This is a genomic window from Streptosporangium sp. NPDC051022 (genome assembly GCF_040683035.1).
In the GTDB taxonomy this organism is placed as follows: domain Bacteria; phylum Actinomycetota; class Actinomycetes; order Streptosporangiales; family Streptosporangiaceae; genus Streptosporangium.
The window spans coordinates 22798-38748 of sequence record NZ_JBFBCF010000043.1 but is presented as its reverse complement, the minus strand read 5'-3'; the positions used below and the strand labels follow the sequence as shown (position 1 = coordinate 38748).

13 protein-coding genes are annotated in these 15951 nt (G+C 70.4%); 7 read left to right on the top strand and 6 right to left on the bottom strand.

Features of this window, described 5'->3' with window-relative positions; genetic code table 11:
• Positions 1 to 117 precede the first annotated feature (117 nt).
• Positions 118 to 522 carry an ankyrin repeat domain-containing protein gene (locus AB0N02_RS42060; protein ID WP_363959340.1) on the bottom strand — a complete coding sequence of 135 codons (405 nt, stop codon included), beginning with the start codon at positions 520 to 522 and terminating at the stop codon, positions 118 to 120.
• Between the two features lie 103 nt (positions 523 to 625).
• Here AB0N02_RS42060 and AB0N02_RS42055 point away from each other — a divergent pair, with 103 nt between their 5' ends.
• Positions 626 to 1534, top strand: a complete 909-nt coding sequence (locus AB0N02_RS42055; protein WP_363959337.1) for a PAC2 family protein — start codon at positions 626 to 628, stop codon at positions 1532 to 1534.
• Positions 1527 to 2594, top strand: a complete 1068-nt coding sequence (locus AB0N02_RS42050; RefSeq protein WP_363959334.1) for a Gfo/Idh/MocA family oxidoreductase — start codon at positions 1527 to 1529, stop codon at positions 2592 to 2594. The genes AB0N02_RS42055 and AB0N02_RS42050 overlap by 8 nt, the downstream gene beginning before the upstream one ends.
• A gap of 123 nt (positions 2595 to 2717) precedes the next feature.
• Here the strand turns inward: AB0N02_RS42050 and AB0N02_RS42045 are convergent, their stop codons facing one another.
• The 3 genes from AB0N02_RS42045 to AB0N02_RS42035 all read right to left on the bottom strand — a co-directional run bounded on the left by AB0N02_RS42045 (position 2718) and on the right by AB0N02_RS42035 (position 8988).
• Entirely contained in the window at positions 2718 to 3503 is a 786-nt protein-coding gene (locus tag AB0N02_RS42045) for a tyrosine-protein phosphatase (RefSeq protein ID WP_363959455.1), read from the bottom strand.
• A 415-nt stretch (positions 3504 to 3918) separates the two neighbouring features.
• Positions 3919 to 6408 (bottom strand): tetratricopeptide repeat protein, encoded by a 2490-nt coding sequence (locus tag AB0N02_RS42040; protein ID WP_363959331.1) that lies wholly within the window; start codon positions 6406 to 6408, stop codon positions 3919 to 3921.
• A gap of 528 nt (positions 6409 to 6936) precedes the next feature.
• A complete protein-coding gene (locus AB0N02_RS42035) occupies positions 6937 to 8988 on the bottom strand; it encodes a M6 family metalloprotease domain-containing protein (RefSeq protein WP_363959328.1) in 2052 nt (683 codons plus the stop codon).
• 428 nt (positions 8989 to 9416) lie between these two features.
• Between AB0N02_RS42035 and AB0N02_RS42030 the strand changes: the two genes are divergently transcribed.
• The gene (locus tag AB0N02_RS42030) at positions 9417 to 10316 is read left to right on the top strand and encodes an amidohydrolase family protein (protein WP_363959324.1); all 900 of its coding nucleotides are present in this window, start codon (positions 9417 to 9419) and stop codon (positions 10314 to 10316) included.
• A gap of 323 nt (positions 10317 to 10639) precedes the next feature.
• Complete coding sequence (locus tag AB0N02_RS42025; RefSeq protein WP_363959321.1) at positions 10640 to 11746, top strand: right-handed parallel beta-helix repeat-containing protein; 1107 nt, start codon at positions 10640 to 10642, stop codon at positions 11744 to 11746.
• Positions 11747 to 11800: 54 nt separating this feature from the next.
• Here the strand turns inward: AB0N02_RS42025 and AB0N02_RS42020 are convergent, their stop codons facing one another.
• A complete protein-coding gene (locus tag AB0N02_RS42020) occupies positions 11801 to 12217 on the bottom strand; it encodes a MarR family transcriptional regulator (RefSeq protein WP_363959318.1) in 417 nt (138 codons plus the stop codon).
• A 122-nt stretch (positions 12218 to 12339) separates the two neighbouring features.
• On the opposite strand from AB0N02_RS42020, the gene AB0N02_RS42015 reads away from it, so the two are divergent.
• From AB0N02_RS42015 to AB0N02_RS42005, 3 genes are all read left to right on the top strand, one after another.
• Positions 12340 to 14154 (top strand): ABC transporter ATP-binding protein, encoded by a 1815-nt coding sequence (locus AB0N02_RS42015; RefSeq protein WP_363959315.1) that lies wholly within the window; start codon positions 12340 to 12342, stop codon positions 14152 to 14154.
• A gap of 179 nt (positions 14155 to 14333) precedes the next feature.
• Positions 14334 to 14687, top strand: coding sequence for a PRC-barrel domain containing protein (locus tag AB0N02_RS42010; protein ID WP_363959312.1), 354 nt, complete (start codon positions 14334 to 14336; stop codon positions 14685 to 14687).
• A 697-nt stretch (positions 14688 to 15384) separates the two neighbouring features.
• A complete protein-coding gene (locus tag AB0N02_RS42005) occupies positions 15385 to 15744 on the top strand; it encodes a PRC-barrel domain containing protein (protein WP_363959309.1) in 360 nt (119 codons plus the stop codon).
• An 88-nt stretch (positions 15745 to 15832) separates the two neighbouring features.
• Here the strand turns inward: AB0N02_RS42005 and AB0N02_RS42000 are convergent.
• A partial coding sequence (locus AB0N02_RS42000; RefSeq protein ID WP_363959452.1) for a DUF397 domain-containing protein occupies positions 15833 to 15951 on the bottom strand: 119 nt, incomplete at its 5' end.

The following is a 15951-nucleotide window of genomic DNA, read 5'->3' as shown; positions in this document are numbered from 1 at the left end:
GGCAGCGAAGCGGGGGGAGTCGGAGGTGATGATCGGACCTGTGCGCAGTTCTGGTTCCCACCCGCTCAAGGATGGCCGAACGGCAGATGATTTCAATATGTCCCAAAATATGAGACGTCACGAATTAGAGTAATGTTCGAACCATTTCAGATACTCTCCGTGACCGAACATCCGGGCGGTCTCCCGCGCGGAGGGCGTTCCGGCGTCCGGATCGGCACCGGCGTCCAGAAGAGCCCTGATCACCTCGGGTTCCTTCTTGAAGACCGCGCCGGACAGCGGTGTCTGCCCGCGGTCGTTCGCACGCCCGGGGTCGGCGCCGAGTCCGGTCAGGGCCCGGACCGTCTCGGCGTGCCCGTGGTAGGCGGCGAGCATCACCAGGGTGTCACCCCTGTCGTTGGTCAGGTTGGCCGGCACACCGGCCTCGACGTACGCGCGGAGCCTGTCGGTCTCCCCTGTCCTGGCCAGGTCGAACAGACGGGTCGCGAACTCCTCGAGCTCAGGGTCGGGCTGCATGGGATTCATTGTGCCCCGATAGGGTGCCCAGTGATCGCCGGGGTGACCGGAATGCGCCGGACGGCCCAGGGGTTCATGTTGTGGAGAGACGACCGACGAAAGGCTGGAGACGGTGTTCGACCCGACGGATCTCTACCGGCTCAGTGGAGACGTCCCTGAGCTGACCGATCCGGTGCTGCTCTACCACTTCGACGGATTCGTGGATGCGGGCGGTGCCGGACGACTGGCCGTCGGCCACCTGCTGGACGAGCTGGAGCACCACGTGGTGGCGACATTCGACGTGGACCGCCTGCTCGACTACCGGTCCCGGCGGCCGATCATGACCTTCGACACCGACCGGTGGGTGGGCGTGGAGAGCCCCGAGCTCGCCCTGCACCTGGTCCACGACACGACGGGGACGCCGTTCCTGCTGCTCACCGGCCCCGAGCCGGACCGCGAGTGGGAGCTGTTCACCGCGGCCCTGGACGCGCTGGCCGCCGGGTTCGGCGTCGGCAAGCTGGTGACCGTCCACGGCATCCCGATGGCCGTCCCGCACACGCGTCCGCTGGGGATCACCGGGCACGCCAGCCGTCCCGAGCTGGTCGCCGGCCAGACGAGCGCCTTCGGCAAGGTGCAGGTGCCGGGAAGCGTGGCCGCGCTGATCGAGTTCCGGCTCGGAGCCAAGGGGCGCGACGCCCTGGGCTACGCCGTGCACGTCCCGCACTACCTCGCCCAGGCGGAGTACCCCGCGGCGGCCGTGACGGCGCTGGAGGCGGTCACCAGGAGCACCGGGCTGGTGTTCCCGCTGGAGAGCCTGCGCGAGGCGGCCGGCAGGACCGACACCGAGATCGCCGAGCAGATCGAGGCCTCGGAGGAGCTGTCGACCGCCATCACCGGGCTGGAGCAGCAGTACGACGCCTTCGCCGCGGGCGCCGAGCGCCAGAACCTGATCGCCGAGCCCTCCGAGATGCCCACCGGCGACGAACTCGCCGCCCAGTTCGAGGCGTTCCTCGCCGAACGCGACGAGCGCCGCGGTGAATGACGCCCCGGTGGGGGGCGGCGCGACGGGCGAGCTGCGCGTCGGACTCATCGGGTACGGCGTGGCCGGGGCGTTCTTCCACGCCCCGCTGATCGCCGCGACCCCGGGACTGCGCCTGTCCGCCGTGGTGACGCGCGCCGCCGAGCGTGCCGCCGAGGTCGAGGAGAAGTACGGCGCGCGGGCGGTCGGCGACGCCGGAGAGCTGTGGGACTCCAGCGATCTGGTGGTGGTCGCCTCCCCCAACCGCACGCACGTCCCGCTGGCCGAGGCCGCTCTGCGGGCGGGTCTGCCGGTCGTGGTCGACAAGCCACTGGCCGCCACGGCCGGGGAGGCCAGGGGCCTGGCGGCGCTGGCGCGCGAGCGCGGCCTGATGCTGACCGTGTTCCAGAACCGCCGCTGGGACGGTGACTTCCTCACGATCCGGCGGCTGCTGTCCTCCGGGGAGCTGGGCACGGTGAACCGCCTGGAGTCCAGGTTCGAGCGGTGGCGCCCGACCCCGAAGGGCGGCTGGCGGGAGGCGGGAGGCGCCGAGGAGGTCGGCGGCATCCTCTACGATCTCGGCAGCCATCTGGTCGACCAGGCGCTGCGCCTGCTGGGCCCCGTCACCCACGTCTACGCCGAGCGCGACGCCCGCCGTCCGGGGATCGCCTCCGACGACGACACCTTCGTCGCCCTCACACACGCGGACGGCGCCCGCTCCCACCTGTGGGCGAGCGCGGTCACTCCCCGCCTCGGCCCCCGCTTCCGGGTGCTGGGCTCGCGGGCGGGCTATCTGAAGGACGGCCTCGACATCCAGGAGGAGCGCCTGCGCGCGGGCCTCGACCCCGGCTCCCCCGGTTTCGGCGAGGAGCCGCGCGAGCGGTGGGGCACCCTGGGCACCGACGAGACCGCCCGCCCGGTCCGCACCGAACCGGGCGCCTACCTCGACTTCTACCGGGGCGTCGTGGCGAGCCTGCGCGAGGGTGCCCCTCCTCCGGTCGACCCGGAGGAGGTGGCCGAGGTCCTCACCGTCCTCGAAGCCGCCCGTCGTTCGGCCGCCGAGGGCCGGGTCGTCACGCTCTGAGCGCCGCGACGGCACCGCGGAGGTGCCGCGGAGGCACCACCGAGGCACCACCGAGGCCCTGTTGAGGCAGTGTGGAGGCGCTGTGGAGACCCTGTCAGGGCACGGCCCGGGCGGGCCGCGGGGTCAGTCGCGCAGCCGGGAGCGCAGGAGGCGGGAGTCCGTCTCCGTCCAGCCCTGGGCGGCGAGCCACGGCAGCGGACCGCCGAAGCGGTCGTCGAGGACGCCCAGGAACTGCTCGATGTACTCCGCGCGCGGCCGGTGGTCGTCGGACGGGCGGGAGTCGAGGTCGTCCCGGTAGGTGGGGCTGGCGCGCAGGCGCGTCAGGATGCCCTCCAGGCGGTCGCCGGTGGCGACGTAGTCGGCGACGATCGCCTCCCGGGTCACCCCGGCGACCTCCAGGGCCAGGGCGCTGACGACGCCGGTGCGGTCCTTGCCCGCCGCGCAGTGGACGATGGCGGCGCCGTCGTTGCGGGTCATGGCCCGCAGCGCGGCCAGGACCGAGTCGGGCCGGTCGCGGAGATAGCCGTAGTAGAAGCCGGTCACCCGAAGCTCGGCGAGGATCTCCTCGTCCATCTCCTGCCAGGGCAGCACCCTGTCGGCGTCGATCGTGTCGGCGTCGACGTCGGTGTTCCGGCCCCCTTCGGCGAACAGGGTGAGGTGGTGGATGTTCACCTCGGGAACGGCGGTGAGCGGGCCGGGCCCCTCCAGGGACACCTCGGCCACCGAGCGCAGGTCGACGACGTGGCGGAGCCTGAGCTCCCCGACGAGCAGCTCGACGTCGCGCGCCGTCAGCCCCTGCAGGTTGTCCGACCGGTAGACCCGGCCGAAGCGTGTGGTTCCGCCGTCCACCGTCGCGAGCCCGCCCAAGTCTCGTACGTTGACGGCACCTTCAAGATCAATCCATCGCATCAGATCGTTCATCGCTGACGAGCTTATACGTCGCGCTATGGCCGCGCAGTGAACATTTGGTGCCCCTTGTCGCAAATAGTGATGCCTCTTCTATGACGTCCTTTTCCACCATGCCGCTTTTCCGCAAACCTCCCTTCCAAGCCCGCTTTCCCGGCCGGGATTCCCTCCGCCAGGAGAGTTTCCCCGCCCGCGCCTCACAGCGCACGATCGCCGGCCGATACCACGCACCCGCCGGTTTACCGTTTTCCCCTTTTTCTCCCTGCCCGGGAGTTTCTCGGTCGCGCCCCGCCCGCTACGGGAGCCGGACGCGCCTCCCCTTCCGTCGCCGTGCTCACCCACGCGGGATCCCGCCACGCCGCCCGTTCCCCTCAGGCCCGCGTCACGCGCGGGAGGTCCACCGCGCGGCCCGCTCCCGTCACGCCTCCGCCCGGCGCAGGAGTTCCAGCGTGCGGCCCACCCCCGCCTCGTTGCCGAGGCTGCGGTAGATGTCCTGGGCCTGCCTGAGCAGCGCCAGCGCCGCCTCCCGATCGCCCGCCTCCAGGTACGTCTCGCCGAGGTGGCGCAGGCTCCTCGCCATCCACCAGCGGTCGCCCAGCTCCTCGAAACGGCCGACGGCCCGCCGCAGCGACTGCTGCGCCTCCCGGGTACGGCCCAGCCTGCCGTGGGCGCGTCCCGCCGTCAGCTCGGCCCTGGCGACCCCCCAGGAGTCGCCCAGGGCGACCAGCATCTCCGTGGCCCGCCGTACGTAGGTCAGCTCGCGCAGCCCGTTGGCGGGGTTGCCGACCTCCCCGGCCGCGCGCAGGCACCTGGCCTCCTCCCAGAGCTCCCCCCTGAGCCGGAACATCTCCGCGGCCCTGTCGAGGCTGAACCCGGCCCGGGTGAAAGTCTCCGCGGCGCTCCTGGTCTCCCCCTGGGCCTGCAGCGCCCGCGCGGTCGCGCCGAGCACCTCGCCGTAGGCGCGCAGGGTCTGCGCCTCGGAGTAACGGTTACGGTCGTGCTGGAAGACCGCCAGCGCCTCCTCCAGCAGTTCCCTGGCCTCCTCGGGCCTGCGCTGGGCGAGCCGCAGCTCGGCGAGGTTGCGCTGGCTCCTGGCCGACCACCACCGGTCCTCCTCCCCCTTGAAGGCGGCGATCGCGTCGATCAGGTAGCCCTGGGCCAGGTCGAGGTTTCCGTCGTTGAAGAGGCTCATGCCGACCGCGCGCATCGCCCGCGCGGCCCACCAGGACTCCCCCAGGCGGGTGAAGATCTCCAGCGCCCGCCCGGCGTCCGCCCTGGCGTCGCTGTGACCGCCCTGCCCTCCGGCCACCGCGGACCGGTCCAGCAGCGCGATGCCCAGAGCACGGCTCCGGTCGTCCATGTGGGCGGCGGCCTCGCACACGATCTCGGCGACCGCCCGCCAGTCGGTCCAGTAGGCCCGCAGCGAGTGGCACAGCGAGCAGAAGGCCCGGCCCAGGCTCCAGGTCAGCTCCCACATCTCCAGGCTCCTCGCCTGGTGGATCACCGCGACCAGGGTGAGGCGCTCGGCGTTGAGCCAGTCGGCCGCCGACGCCTGCTCCCGCGCCACCGTCACCGAGGTGTCCGTCCTCCTGCCGCTACGGCCCCAGTCCTGCGGCCATCGGGCGACGGCGGCCGCCTCCGTGCGGCGGCGGTATCCGGACAGGACCCGTTCGATGGCCGCCCTGCGGGGGGCGTCGTCGTCGTGGAGGAGCGTCACCTCGCGGGCGAAGATCCGGACCAGGTCGTGCAGCCGGTAGCGCATCGCACCGGAGAAGTCGACGCCGGAGGACTCGGCGAGCTGGGTGTCGATGAGCGCCTCGAGCTGGTCGGCCCCCTCCGGCTCGGAGATGGCCAGCAGTTCCCCCGGCACCCAGCCGGGTACGTCGGGGGCGGTGAGCAGGCTGAGCATGCGCAGCAGGCGCCGCTGGATGCCGGTGCAGTCGTCGTAGCTCAGCTGGAGCGAGGCCCGCACGCTCTTGTCCAGCCTGGGGGCGAGTTCGAGCTGGTCCAGGCGGCGGCGCTCGTCCTTGAGACGGCCGGCCAGCTCGCGCAGGGTCCAGTTCTCCCTGGTGGCCAGGCGCCCGCCGCAGATGCTGATGGCCAGCGGGAGGTGGTCGCACATCCGGACGATCTCCTCGGCCGACTCCGGATCGGCGGCGACCCGATCGCCTCCGGCCAGCCGGGCGAGCAGTTCGACGCCCTGCGCCGCGCTGAACACCGACAGCTGTTTGTCGTAGGTGTTGAGCAGGAACAGCGGCTGCCGAGAGGTGATCATGACCACGCATCCGGGGGCGGCCGGGATCAGCTCCTTGACCTGGTCGCCGTCCTGGGCGTTGTCCAGGCCGATCAGGATGCGCCTGCCCTTGGTCCAGGTGAGCCAGAGCTTGCGCAGCTCGCTCAGGCCGCCGGGGTCCGTGGTCAGCCGCACCCCCAGCGCCCTCAGGAAGCCGGTCAGCACCTCCTCCGGGCGGACCGGGGCGTCGACCGCGCCGCGCAGGTCGGCGTAGAGGCGCCCGTCGGGGAAACGGTCCGCGACCTCGTGGCCGAAGCGGGCGATCAGTGCGGACTTGCCGACCCCGCCCCTGCCGTACACCGAGACGACCAGCGGCGAGGCGTCCTCGGCACCGGCGCGGGAACGGTGGCGGTCGGCGAACATCTGGCGCAGGTCGGCCAGCGCCTCGACCCGCCCGGTGAAGTGCGCGGGGACCGGCGGCCACTGGTCGGGGGGCCGCCAGGGCGTCCCGTCGCCCACGCCGGGTTCCTCCCGCCGGGGACCGTTGGTCGCCCAGGCGATCACTCCCACCAGCAGGCCGGCGACCACGGTGATGGTGAACTTGCCCTGCACCGGGACGGGCAGGAAGTCCACCGAGGTCGTCAGAACGCTGACCACCGCGGCGGCGGTCCCCATCACGACCGAGGTCGCCCATCTTCTCCGCCGCAGCGGTGATCTGGAATCACGATGATCAGGCACGTTCGGCGGCCCGGGCATCCACACCCTCCGGAGAGAACCATGGCACGTCCGCGGACCCCGACTCAGCCGACGTGTTGTCTCAATCTCGACTTCGATTCAACCAGACAGCCGGCCGACAGCGGCGCCTGGTGAAGCCACCGATCAACCGTTAGGGCGATTTTTCGCTAAAAGCGCTTTTCGTGGCCTCATTACACCATCTTCCGGCGGCGGCCGGAGGGTTCCAAAGGCGACAGAAGAACCGAGGGAAGGCCGAAAACCCATGTAGGGACGGAAATGGGAAGGGCGGAAACCCGGCGGGAGGTCTCCGGCCGGGTCCTCTCCCCGGGGCGATCGCCCCGGGGAGAGGACCGACGCCTCTCACGCTCCCCGCCGTCCTTCGCGGACGCGCGGGGTCGTCACGGGCCGGTTCTCACAGGGTCCTCACAGAACCAGCCCTCACAGAACCGGCCCGCGCAGAACCGGCTCTCAGAGGCCGACCACATGGCAGGTCGTCCTGGCGGTCTTGGACGGGTCGCTCTCGGAGGTCGCGGTCAGCGTGACCTTGGCCAGGCGGCTGCCTCCCGAGGCACGCTGGGCGTTGACGGCCACGAGCGTCTGCTCGCCGAAGTCCGCGGTCGCGAGCCGGTTGGGCAGCGAGGCGGTCCAGCCCCTGCCCTCGACGGTCGCGGACAGACGGTAGACGTCACCGTCGAGGTAGGCGCTCACGTCCTCGGGGTGCTGCCCCTGGGCGGGAGCGCCCCTGCCGGTGTTGAACAGCGGGAAGCGGCAGGTCGACAGGCCCTTCTGCGTGGGGACTCCCGCGCCCGGCAGCAGCCTCACCCCGCGCTTCTGCGGCCCGGCGCCGTCCAGGGAGCGGATCGCCACCGTGTAGGACAGGATTCCCTTGCGGTCCCGCCGTACGTCGAGGACGTAGAAGTGGAGCCGGTTGGCCTGGTCCACATACTCGAACTCGGAGCCCGAGTCGCCGCCCGCGTGGAACAGCGCGTCCGACAGCTGGCGGTAGTCGCCGAGCACGATGGGCACGGCGGTGCCGTCGGGCAGGACGTAGTCGGTCATCCCGATGTCCTGCGGGTTGGCGTCGACGACCCACTCGAAGGGCGCGCTGTCGACGTTCTTGGTCTTGGCCAGCAGCACACCGGAGTCGGGGGCGAAGGAGTCGGCGCCCATCCGGTCGACGACCTCGACGGTGTAGTTGTTGTAGCCGCCGCCGTCGCAGAACGGGTCCTTCGTGGCGTCGCAGGCGGGGCTCCGGTCGCCGTCGCCGAAGGCGATGTTGATCCCGGACAGGTCGGCGGGGCCCGGCTGGACGGACCGCGCGGTCACCCTGGCCACGACGAGCCCCGACTGGGCCAGAGCCTCGCGGGACAGGCGCAGCACGTTCCGCTCGTCCACCATCTCAAGCTTGATCTTGTTGCGGAGCATGTGCTGGGCGCCCATGGAGCCGCCGGAGGTCGGCGGGATCAGCCAGCGGCTGTGCGGACCGCCGGGGCCGTTGAAGCTGCCCCTGCTGAGCATCTCCCAGGGGCCGGTGTAGTCGCGGCGCGGCGGCACCCCGAACGGGTTGTTGTAGTTGTCGCCGATGCCCAGGATGTGACTGAACTCGTGGGCGTAGACGCCCTGGCCCGAGCTCTCCGCCTGGGTCGACGACCCGCCCCCCGCGTTCGGCCAGATGGAGGCGGCCGACGCCCAGGAGGTCCACTCCACGTAGCGCGTCCTGGCCCAGTTGGGCAGGGCGGGGTCCGGCGGCCCGAAGTCGTCGGTCACGTCCTCCTTCACCGGGAACTTGATCGACCCGAACTCCTGCCAGGTGGCCGACTCGTCCTGGCCCGCGCTCAGGTAGAAGACGAAGTCGAACCCCGCGGGAACCTCCTGGCCCGCGGCGGCGGTCCAGGCGGCCCGCCCGTCGGTCCTGATGTTCCTGTCGCACTTGTCCCCGGCGGGGCAACCGGTGCCCGCCTGGAACTCCATGCCGTACTCGTGGGCCTTGCCCGGCATCTGATAGGGGCCGAAGGCGGTCAGGTCGACGCCGTACCGGCCTCCGGAGTCCTCCATCCAGTACTCGTGGATGGTGTGCCCCCGGTTGAGCTGGTTCGGGGTGTTGAGGAAGTCCTTGTAGAACTGGGCGACCTTGTCGCGGGGGATGTCGTGTGCCTCGGCGCTGGGGTTCTTGAAGACCGTCGAACCCTTGGGCTGGGTGACGACGAACGGCTGGCCGGGATAGTCGAGCAGGACGAGCGCGCCGCGGAAGGTCCGCTTGGAGCCCTTGACCGCGGGGTCGGCCCAGTTGGTGCCCGGCGGCTTCTTGTAGTCGGCCCACGTCATGTGGTCCGGGTTCTTCCAGTTCTGCGGATCGATGGGGGACGGCCCGCCGGGCTTGCCGCGCAGGGCGGCGTCCGCGGGTTCGTCCTGCTGCCACGGCTGGGTCTGGGGCCAGTGGTCGAGGCGCCAGGGATACTCGGGGTCGGGAGCCGGGGCCGCGGTGGCGGGGGCTGAGGCGAGTCCGATCGGGATCAGCACGACAGCCGCGATCAGCGCTTTCAGTAACCTGGGGGGACGAGTCACGACAAATGACGCTATAGATCGTTTTAGCGTCGATCAATCGTCTTCTGTAGGAAGGTCATCTGACAGGTGTAGAAAAGTGATTCACCGGTGTCCCGCCTCCCGTCTCACCGACGCGACATTTGAGATCACCGGGCAGATACACTTAATCTCTCTAATGGGACAAACAGACAGGAGTGTCTATGTCCACGCGCGCGGGTCACCCCATCGGCGCGCGTGCGCTCCCAACGGTCGCCGTGCACAGTGCACCGCTCGTGCTCCCGATCTCCGGGCCGCCCGTTGAGAACGGTGCCATCGCGATCAGGGGCGCCCGCGTGCTCCAGGTCGGGTCTTTCCGTGAGGTCGAGGCGGCTCACCCTCACGTCGCTCCCGTCCGATGGCCCGGCATGATCACGCCTGGACTGATCGACGCGCATCTGCGGCTCGACCGGGCCTTCACCCCGCCCTTCGCCCACGGCGTCACCGCGGTCGCGGGCGTGGCCGCCGACCTGGACACCGCCTCCGCGCTCGGCGAGACCGGCCTGGGCGGCGTCACCTACCTGGAGACGCGCTGCGAGGACGAGGCCCGCTGGGAGCGCGAGGGACGGGATCAGCTGATCACCGCCATCCGCGAGGTGGACCATCCGGGAGCCGTCGGCATCGCCGCCCACTCCCCCGACCCGATGGTCATGGAGGACCTGGCCATCCTGTCGCGCACCTTCGGCCTCCGGCTCCACATCGAGCCTGGCCGTCACCCCATCGCGTTCCTCGACGAGGTGGGGGCCCTCGGCTACGGCTGCCACGTGGCCGTCTCCGGCCCGCTCGACGAGAGCGACCGCAAGCTCCTGCGGATCCGGAACACGGTGGTGGCGATCTCCTCCCGCTTCGCCGCGGAGGGCCTGCTGGACAGCGGAAACCTGATCGCGTTCGGCACCAGGACCGGCGGCGACCCGCTGGCCGTCGCCCGCGCGCTCAGCCACGGCGACTCTCCCCATGAGCGCCACGACCTCGACCGGATCCTGGTCGAGGCGGTGACGGCGGGCGGGGCACGGGCTCTGGGCATGGCCGAGGGCCCGCACCGCATCGGCTGCCTGAGCCAGGGCGGCCGCGCCGACTTCGCCGTCTTCGACGTGGAGGCCGACGCGCGGACCGCGTACACCGCGCTGCTCCACGAAGGCCCCGGCCGCTGCGTGGCCGCCTTCGTCGGCGGCCGCCCCCGCTGGCACACCGGAAAGGGCGCGGGCGCCACGAGAGGCGCGGAGAACACGGGAGAGGCCGGGAACGGCGAGGCGCGCCGCCTGGCCTGACGGCCCGCGCCTCCCGGCCCTCGCCCCTACCCGATCCCGGCCCTCGCCCCCACCTGACCGGCATCCACACCCGCCGCTGTGCCGGCTCCCCGCCTGCTCCCCTTACCGGGCCATTGGTTCCGGGGCTTTTCGCCGCACCGTTTTCCCGGCATCCTGGGGCGGCGGCTCCCCGTTCCGGGAGACGTCCGGGGGCGATCGAACGGAGAACCGAAGGACCTCACCAAGGAGCCGGGAGCGAAATGACCGCCGAAAGCGTGACAAAAACGACATTATGCCGCCCGCGTGCGACACGCGGAGCCTTTGTGGCTGTTTTATCCGCTTTTATGACATTCGTCGCGGCGACGGCCGTACAGGCCGGGACGAACGCGGCGGTGGGCTGCGGTGACGTGCTGACCTCCAGCGTCACCCTGACCGCCGACCTGAGCTGCCCGGGCGACGGGCTGACCGTCGGCGCGGACGACGTGACCGTCAACCTCGGCGGGCACACCCTCTCCGGCGGCGGCACCGGCTTCTCGACCGGTGTCAGCGTGATCGGGCACAAGGGGGTGACCGTCAGGAACGGCACGGTCACCGGGTTCGGCGACGCGGGCGTGCGCGCCGCACAGGGAGCGACCGTGACCCTCTCGCGGGTGCGGGCGACGGGGACGAGGCTGGTCGGCGAGTACGACGGCTCGATGACCGTCACCGGGTCACCGGCCACCTGCCTGATGGACGGCGGATACTTCCGCTTCACCACCCTGACGGTCGACCACTGCACCGTGCGCGGCTCGATCACCACCATCGTCGAGCGGGTGTCGGTGCGGTCCAGCAGGCTGGGCGACGGCGGCAGCCTGATGCTCTCCTCCGCCCAGGACGGCGTCTTCACCGGCAACGTCTTCGACGACTTCTCGGTGACCCTGGGCGCCGACTCCAGCAACAACCTCTTCAGCGACAACGTCTTCAGGAACAGCTACGCGCCCCTGTGGGTGGACAAGACCGACCACACCCCGAACACGATCGAGAACAACGTCTTCAGGAACAACGGGATCGGACTGGTCTCCGGCAACCGGTTCCACAACCTGATCGTGCGCGGGAACCTCTTCGCCGACAACAGCACGGCGGGGATGCTCATCGAGAACTCCTCCCCCACCCCCAACCCCTACCCGATCGCCGACAACATCCTGCGGCACAACGGCTACGCGCCCAACGGGCAGACCGACCACGGAGGCAACCCCGTCCAGGGGGGCATCCACGTCTTCACCTACACCGTTCCCAAGGGTCCCGCCCCCGGCCCCGATCCGGATCCGGCCGCCCCGATCCCCCTCGCCCGCAACACCGGCAGGGGCAACGGCGGATTCCTGATCTGGGGCAAGCAGGGACAGGTGGTCGACGGCGGCGGCAACCAGGGCCCCTGCGGCCCGCAGCCGGGTACCGGCCTCGTCTGCCGGTAGACGGACACCCGTGCCCGCCGCCAGGCGCATCCTCCGGCGGGCACGGCCCGGACCTCAGGCGGAGCCGCTCTCCACCAGGCTCAGCAGATTCCTGAGCTGTTCCCGCTGCTGCGGGGTGAGCACGGAGAACAGTTCCTCCGCCGCCTGCCTGCGGGCCTCGCGGACCTGTTCGTAACGCGCCCTGCCCTCCGGGGTCAGCACCAGGAGGGTGGATCTGCGGTTGGCCGGATCGACCTCGCGCCGCACCAGGGCCGCCTCCTCCAGGGCGTCCACGACCGGGGTCACCGAGCGCGGCACGATCCTGAGCGTCTCGGCGAGCTGGACCATCCTGAGCGGCGGCTCGGCCTCGGCGATCACCCGCAGTGCCCGCACCTGGCCCGGGGTGAGGCCGAGCGGGCCGAACCGCTCGCCGTATCCCCGGCGCAGTCGATGGCTGACACCGCGCAGCAGCTCAGCCAGTTCCGTCTCCACCCCCCGAACTTATCTCATTGTCTGCGGGAATGAATATGAGCTAACCTCTGTTTGAGCTAGCATCAGAAAGAGGTTGCATGACTGAGCGAACCCGAAGAAGCACCCCTCCCGAAAAAACCGGTATGACCGACGAACCCCGGGCACCGCTGCGGCGCATCGTCGCCCTGTTCCGCCCCTACCGGAGCCGCCTGGCCCTGGTGGGCGCCCTCATCGCCCTGTCCTCCCTCGTCTCGCTGGCCTCGCCGTTCATGCTGCGCGAGGTGCTCGACGACGCCATCCCCCATGGCCGGACCGGCCTGCTGACGTTGCTGGCGCTCGGCATGGTCACGGTCGCCGTCACCACCAGCGCGCTCGACGTCGTCCAGACGCTGATCTCCAACACCGTGGGCCAGCGCGTCATGCACGATCTGCGCACCGCCGTCTACGGTCACCTGCAGCGCATGTCGCTGGCCTTCTTCACCCGCACCCGCACCGGCGAGGTGCAGTCGCGCATCGCCAACGACATCGGCGGCATGCAGTCGGTGGTCACCTCCACCGCCGCCTCGATCGTCTCCAACCTGACCACCGTGGTGGCGACGATCATCGCGATGGTCGTGCTCGACTGGCGGCTGACCGCGGTCTCACTGCTCCTGCTGCCCGTCTTCGTGGGGATCAGCCGCAGGGTCGGCCGCGAGCGCAGGAAGATCACCTCGGAGCGGCAGCGGAAGCTGGCCGCCCTCTCCTCGACGGTCCAGGAGTCGCTGTCGATCAGCGGGATCCTGCTGGGCCGTACGATGGGCCAGACCTCCGAGCTCACCCGGCGCTTCCGCGCCGCCTCCGACGAACTGGCCGACCTGGAGGTCCGCTCCAGCATGGCCGGGCGCTGGCGGCAGTCGACCATCCAGATCATCATGGCGGCCATGCCCGCGGTGATCTACTGGGCCACCGGGCTCACCTCCGTGGTCTCCATCGGCACCGTCGTCGCCTTCACCACCCTGCAGATGAGCCTGTTCCGGCCGGCCGTCTCGCTGCTGCGGCTCGGCGTCGACGTGCAGAGCTCCCTGGCCCTGTTCGCCCGGATCTTCGAGTATCTCGACCTGACGGTGGACATCCACCCCGGCCACCGGACGCTGACGGACGTGCGAGGCGAGGTCCGCTTCGAGCACGTGGACTTCTCGTACGGCCCGCGCCGCTCCCCCGAAAGCACCGAAAGCCCCGAAAGCCCCGAGAGTCCCGGACAGACCGAAGACTCCGAGTACGGCGAGGCCCTGACGCTGTCGGACGTGGACCTCACCGTCCCGGCGGGCACGACCATGGCGGTGGTCGGCGAGACCGGCTCGGGCAAGACCACGCTGAGCTACCTGCTCCCCCGCCTGTACGACGTGACCGGCGGCCGGGTCACCGTCGACGGCGTGGACGTGCGCGAGCTGACCTTCGAGACGCTGGCCGAGACGGTCGGTGTGGTCTCCCAGGAGACCTACCTGTTCCACGCCTCCATCGCCGACAACCTCCGCTTCGCCAAACCGTCGGCCACCGACGCCGAGCTGGCCGAGGCCGCCCGCGCCGCCCGCATCCACGACCACATCATGTCGCTGCCCGACGGCTACGACACCATGGTCGGCGAGCGCGGCTACCGCTTCTCGGGCGGCGAGAAGCAGCGCCTGGCCATCGCGCGCACGCTGCTGCGCAACCCGCCCGTGCTGATCCTCGACGAGGCCACCAGCGCCCTGGACACCCAGACCGAGCGAGCGGTCCAGGAGGCCCTGGACTCCCTGTCGCGGGGCCGTACCACCATCACGATCGCCCACCGGCTGTCCACGATCCGCGACGCCGACCAGATCGTGGTCCTCGACCACGGCCACGTCGTCGAGCGCGGCACCCACGACGAGTTGCTGGCCGCCGACGGCCGCTACGCCGCCCTCGTCAGGCGCGACGAGCCCCTGTTCGCCGCCGCCTGACCTCACCGCCTGACTTCACCACCCGACCTCGCCGCCTCACCGCCTCGCGGATCCGGCCGGACGGCGGCCGGGGCCCGGAGCGGTCTCCCGCGGGAAAACGCTCTCCGGAGCCGTTTATCCCGGTCGGACCGGGTAGCCCACCTCCTTGCCCGAACCCATGATCAGCGAGGAGATCCGAAGTGACGATCGAGAACCCGTGGACCTACCGTGGCGGCGTCTTCGGCGACGAGAGCCTGAGTGTGATCGGCTTCGACGTCGAGGCCACCGACGGCAAGATCGGCTCGGTGGAGGAGGAGAGCAACGTGGCCGGCGACAGCTATGTCGTCGTCGACACCGGTTTCTGGATCTTCGGCAAGAAGGTCGTCCTGCCCGCCGGAACCGTCACCCGCATCGACGCCCAGGAGCGCAAGGTCTACGTCGCCCGTACCAAGGACGAGATCAAGCAGGCCCCGGAGTTCGACGAGACCACCTACAGGGAGCCCGCCTACCGAGCCGACCTCAGCGGCTACTACGACCGTTTCCCCATCATCTGACACGCCCCCACCCACCTCCACCACGCTCACCCACCTCACCGCGACCGCTCCCCCCATCCCCCATCCATCCACCCACCTCACCGCACCCACCTTCACCACCCCATCTACCCTCACCACCTCACCCACCCTCACCACCCCATCCGCCCTCACCGTGTTCGTGCCCCTCGTAGCGCCGGTACGGCGAGCGGTGAAGCGGAGCGGATCGGCGCCGATGAACGGCGCCCAGCCCGGTGAACGTTCCCCGTCACGACACCGGCCCCATCGACGGGGGGACCCTTCGGACACGGAACGGTCCCTCCGTCATGTGTTCACCGATCCGCCTTCCACCACGGCCTGACCCGACACCCGTCCCGAACCCGCTACGCCGTCACCTCGCACCCCGGAGGCGACGGCTTCTCGTCGAGGAGGGCGTCGTCGATGTGGGGGGCCGTCATCGCGAACACCACCGCGAACAGCGCTGCCAGGCAGACCGCCATCCGGCTCGTCGCGGCCCGCTTCCGCCGGGGAAGGCGCGGGCCGGGAGAAGTGCGGCGGGCAGTGCCAGCGATTCGGAGGACACTCTCCACCCCGGAGGCGGGCTTCTTTACCCTCTGCGGGCCGCTTCTTTCTTGATCATAAAGTGCTCCACCCCCTTCGTCATCTCCGAGCCGGGGAATCCACCTTCTGCCAGAACCCATGGTCAGCGAGGAGATGTGAGATGCCGCCCGAGAACCTGTGGACCTACCGCCCCGGCGTCTTCGGTGACGAGAGCCTGAGCGTGATCGGCTTCGATGTGGAGGCCACCGACGGCAAGATCGGCTCTGTCGACGAGGAGAGCAACGTGGCCGGCGACAGCTACATCGTCGTCGACATCGGCTTCTGGCTCTTCGGCAGAAAGGTCGTACTGCCCGCTGGAACCGTAACCCGCATCGACCACCAGGAGCACAAGGTCTACGTCGCCCGCACCAAGGACGAGATCAAGGAGGCTCCGGAGTTCGAGGAGACCAAGACCACTTACGACGACGCCGCCTACCGTAAAGGACTCGGCGAATACTACGGTCGCTTCCCTCCGATCTGAGGCCGGGCAGGAGAAAGGGAGAGGGCCGTTTCAGGAAAGGAACAGCCCCCTCTCACCCATTCGGGTCCGACCCCACAACGACGTGCCATCAGCCCGGGAAGTCGAACTCGCCGTCCTTGACACCGCCGACGAACGCCACCCACTCGGCCCGGCTGTAGACGATCACCTCAGCGTCAGGACGACGACTGTGCCGCACAGCCACCCGCC

What these genes read in the sequence shown, in the direction of transcription:
- AB0N02_RS42060 (WP_363959340.1), bottom strand. Translation starts at nt 522, where the DNA reads ATGAATCCCATGCAGCCCGACCCTGAGCTCGAGGAGTTCGCGACCCGT.
- AB0N02_RS42045 (WP_363959455.1), bottom strand. Translation starts at nt 3,503, where the DNA reads ATGCGATGGATTGATCTTGAAGGTGCCGTCAACGTACGAGACTTGGGC.
- AB0N02_RS42040 (WP_363959331.1), bottom strand. Translation starts at nt 6,408, where the DNA reads ATGGGGACCGCCGCCGCGGTGGTCAGCGTTCTGACGACCTCGGTGGAC.
- AB0N02_RS42030 (WP_363959324.1), top strand. Translation starts at nt 9,417, where the DNA reads ATGATCACGCCTGGACTGATCGACGCGCATCTGCGGCTCGACCGGGCC.
- AB0N02_RS42025 (WP_363959321.1), top strand. Translation starts at nt 10,640, where the DNA reads ATGACATTCGTCGCGGCGACGGCCGTACAGGCCGGGACGAACGCGGCG.
- AB0N02_RS42015 (WP_363959315.1), top strand. Translation starts at nt 12,340, where the DNA reads ATGACCGACGAACCCCGGGCACCGCTGCGGCGCATCGTCGCCCTGTTC.
- AB0N02_RS42005 (WP_363959309.1), top strand. Translation starts at nt 15,385, where the DNA reads ATGCCGCCCGAGAACCTGTGGACCTACCGCCCCGGCGTCTTCGGTGAC.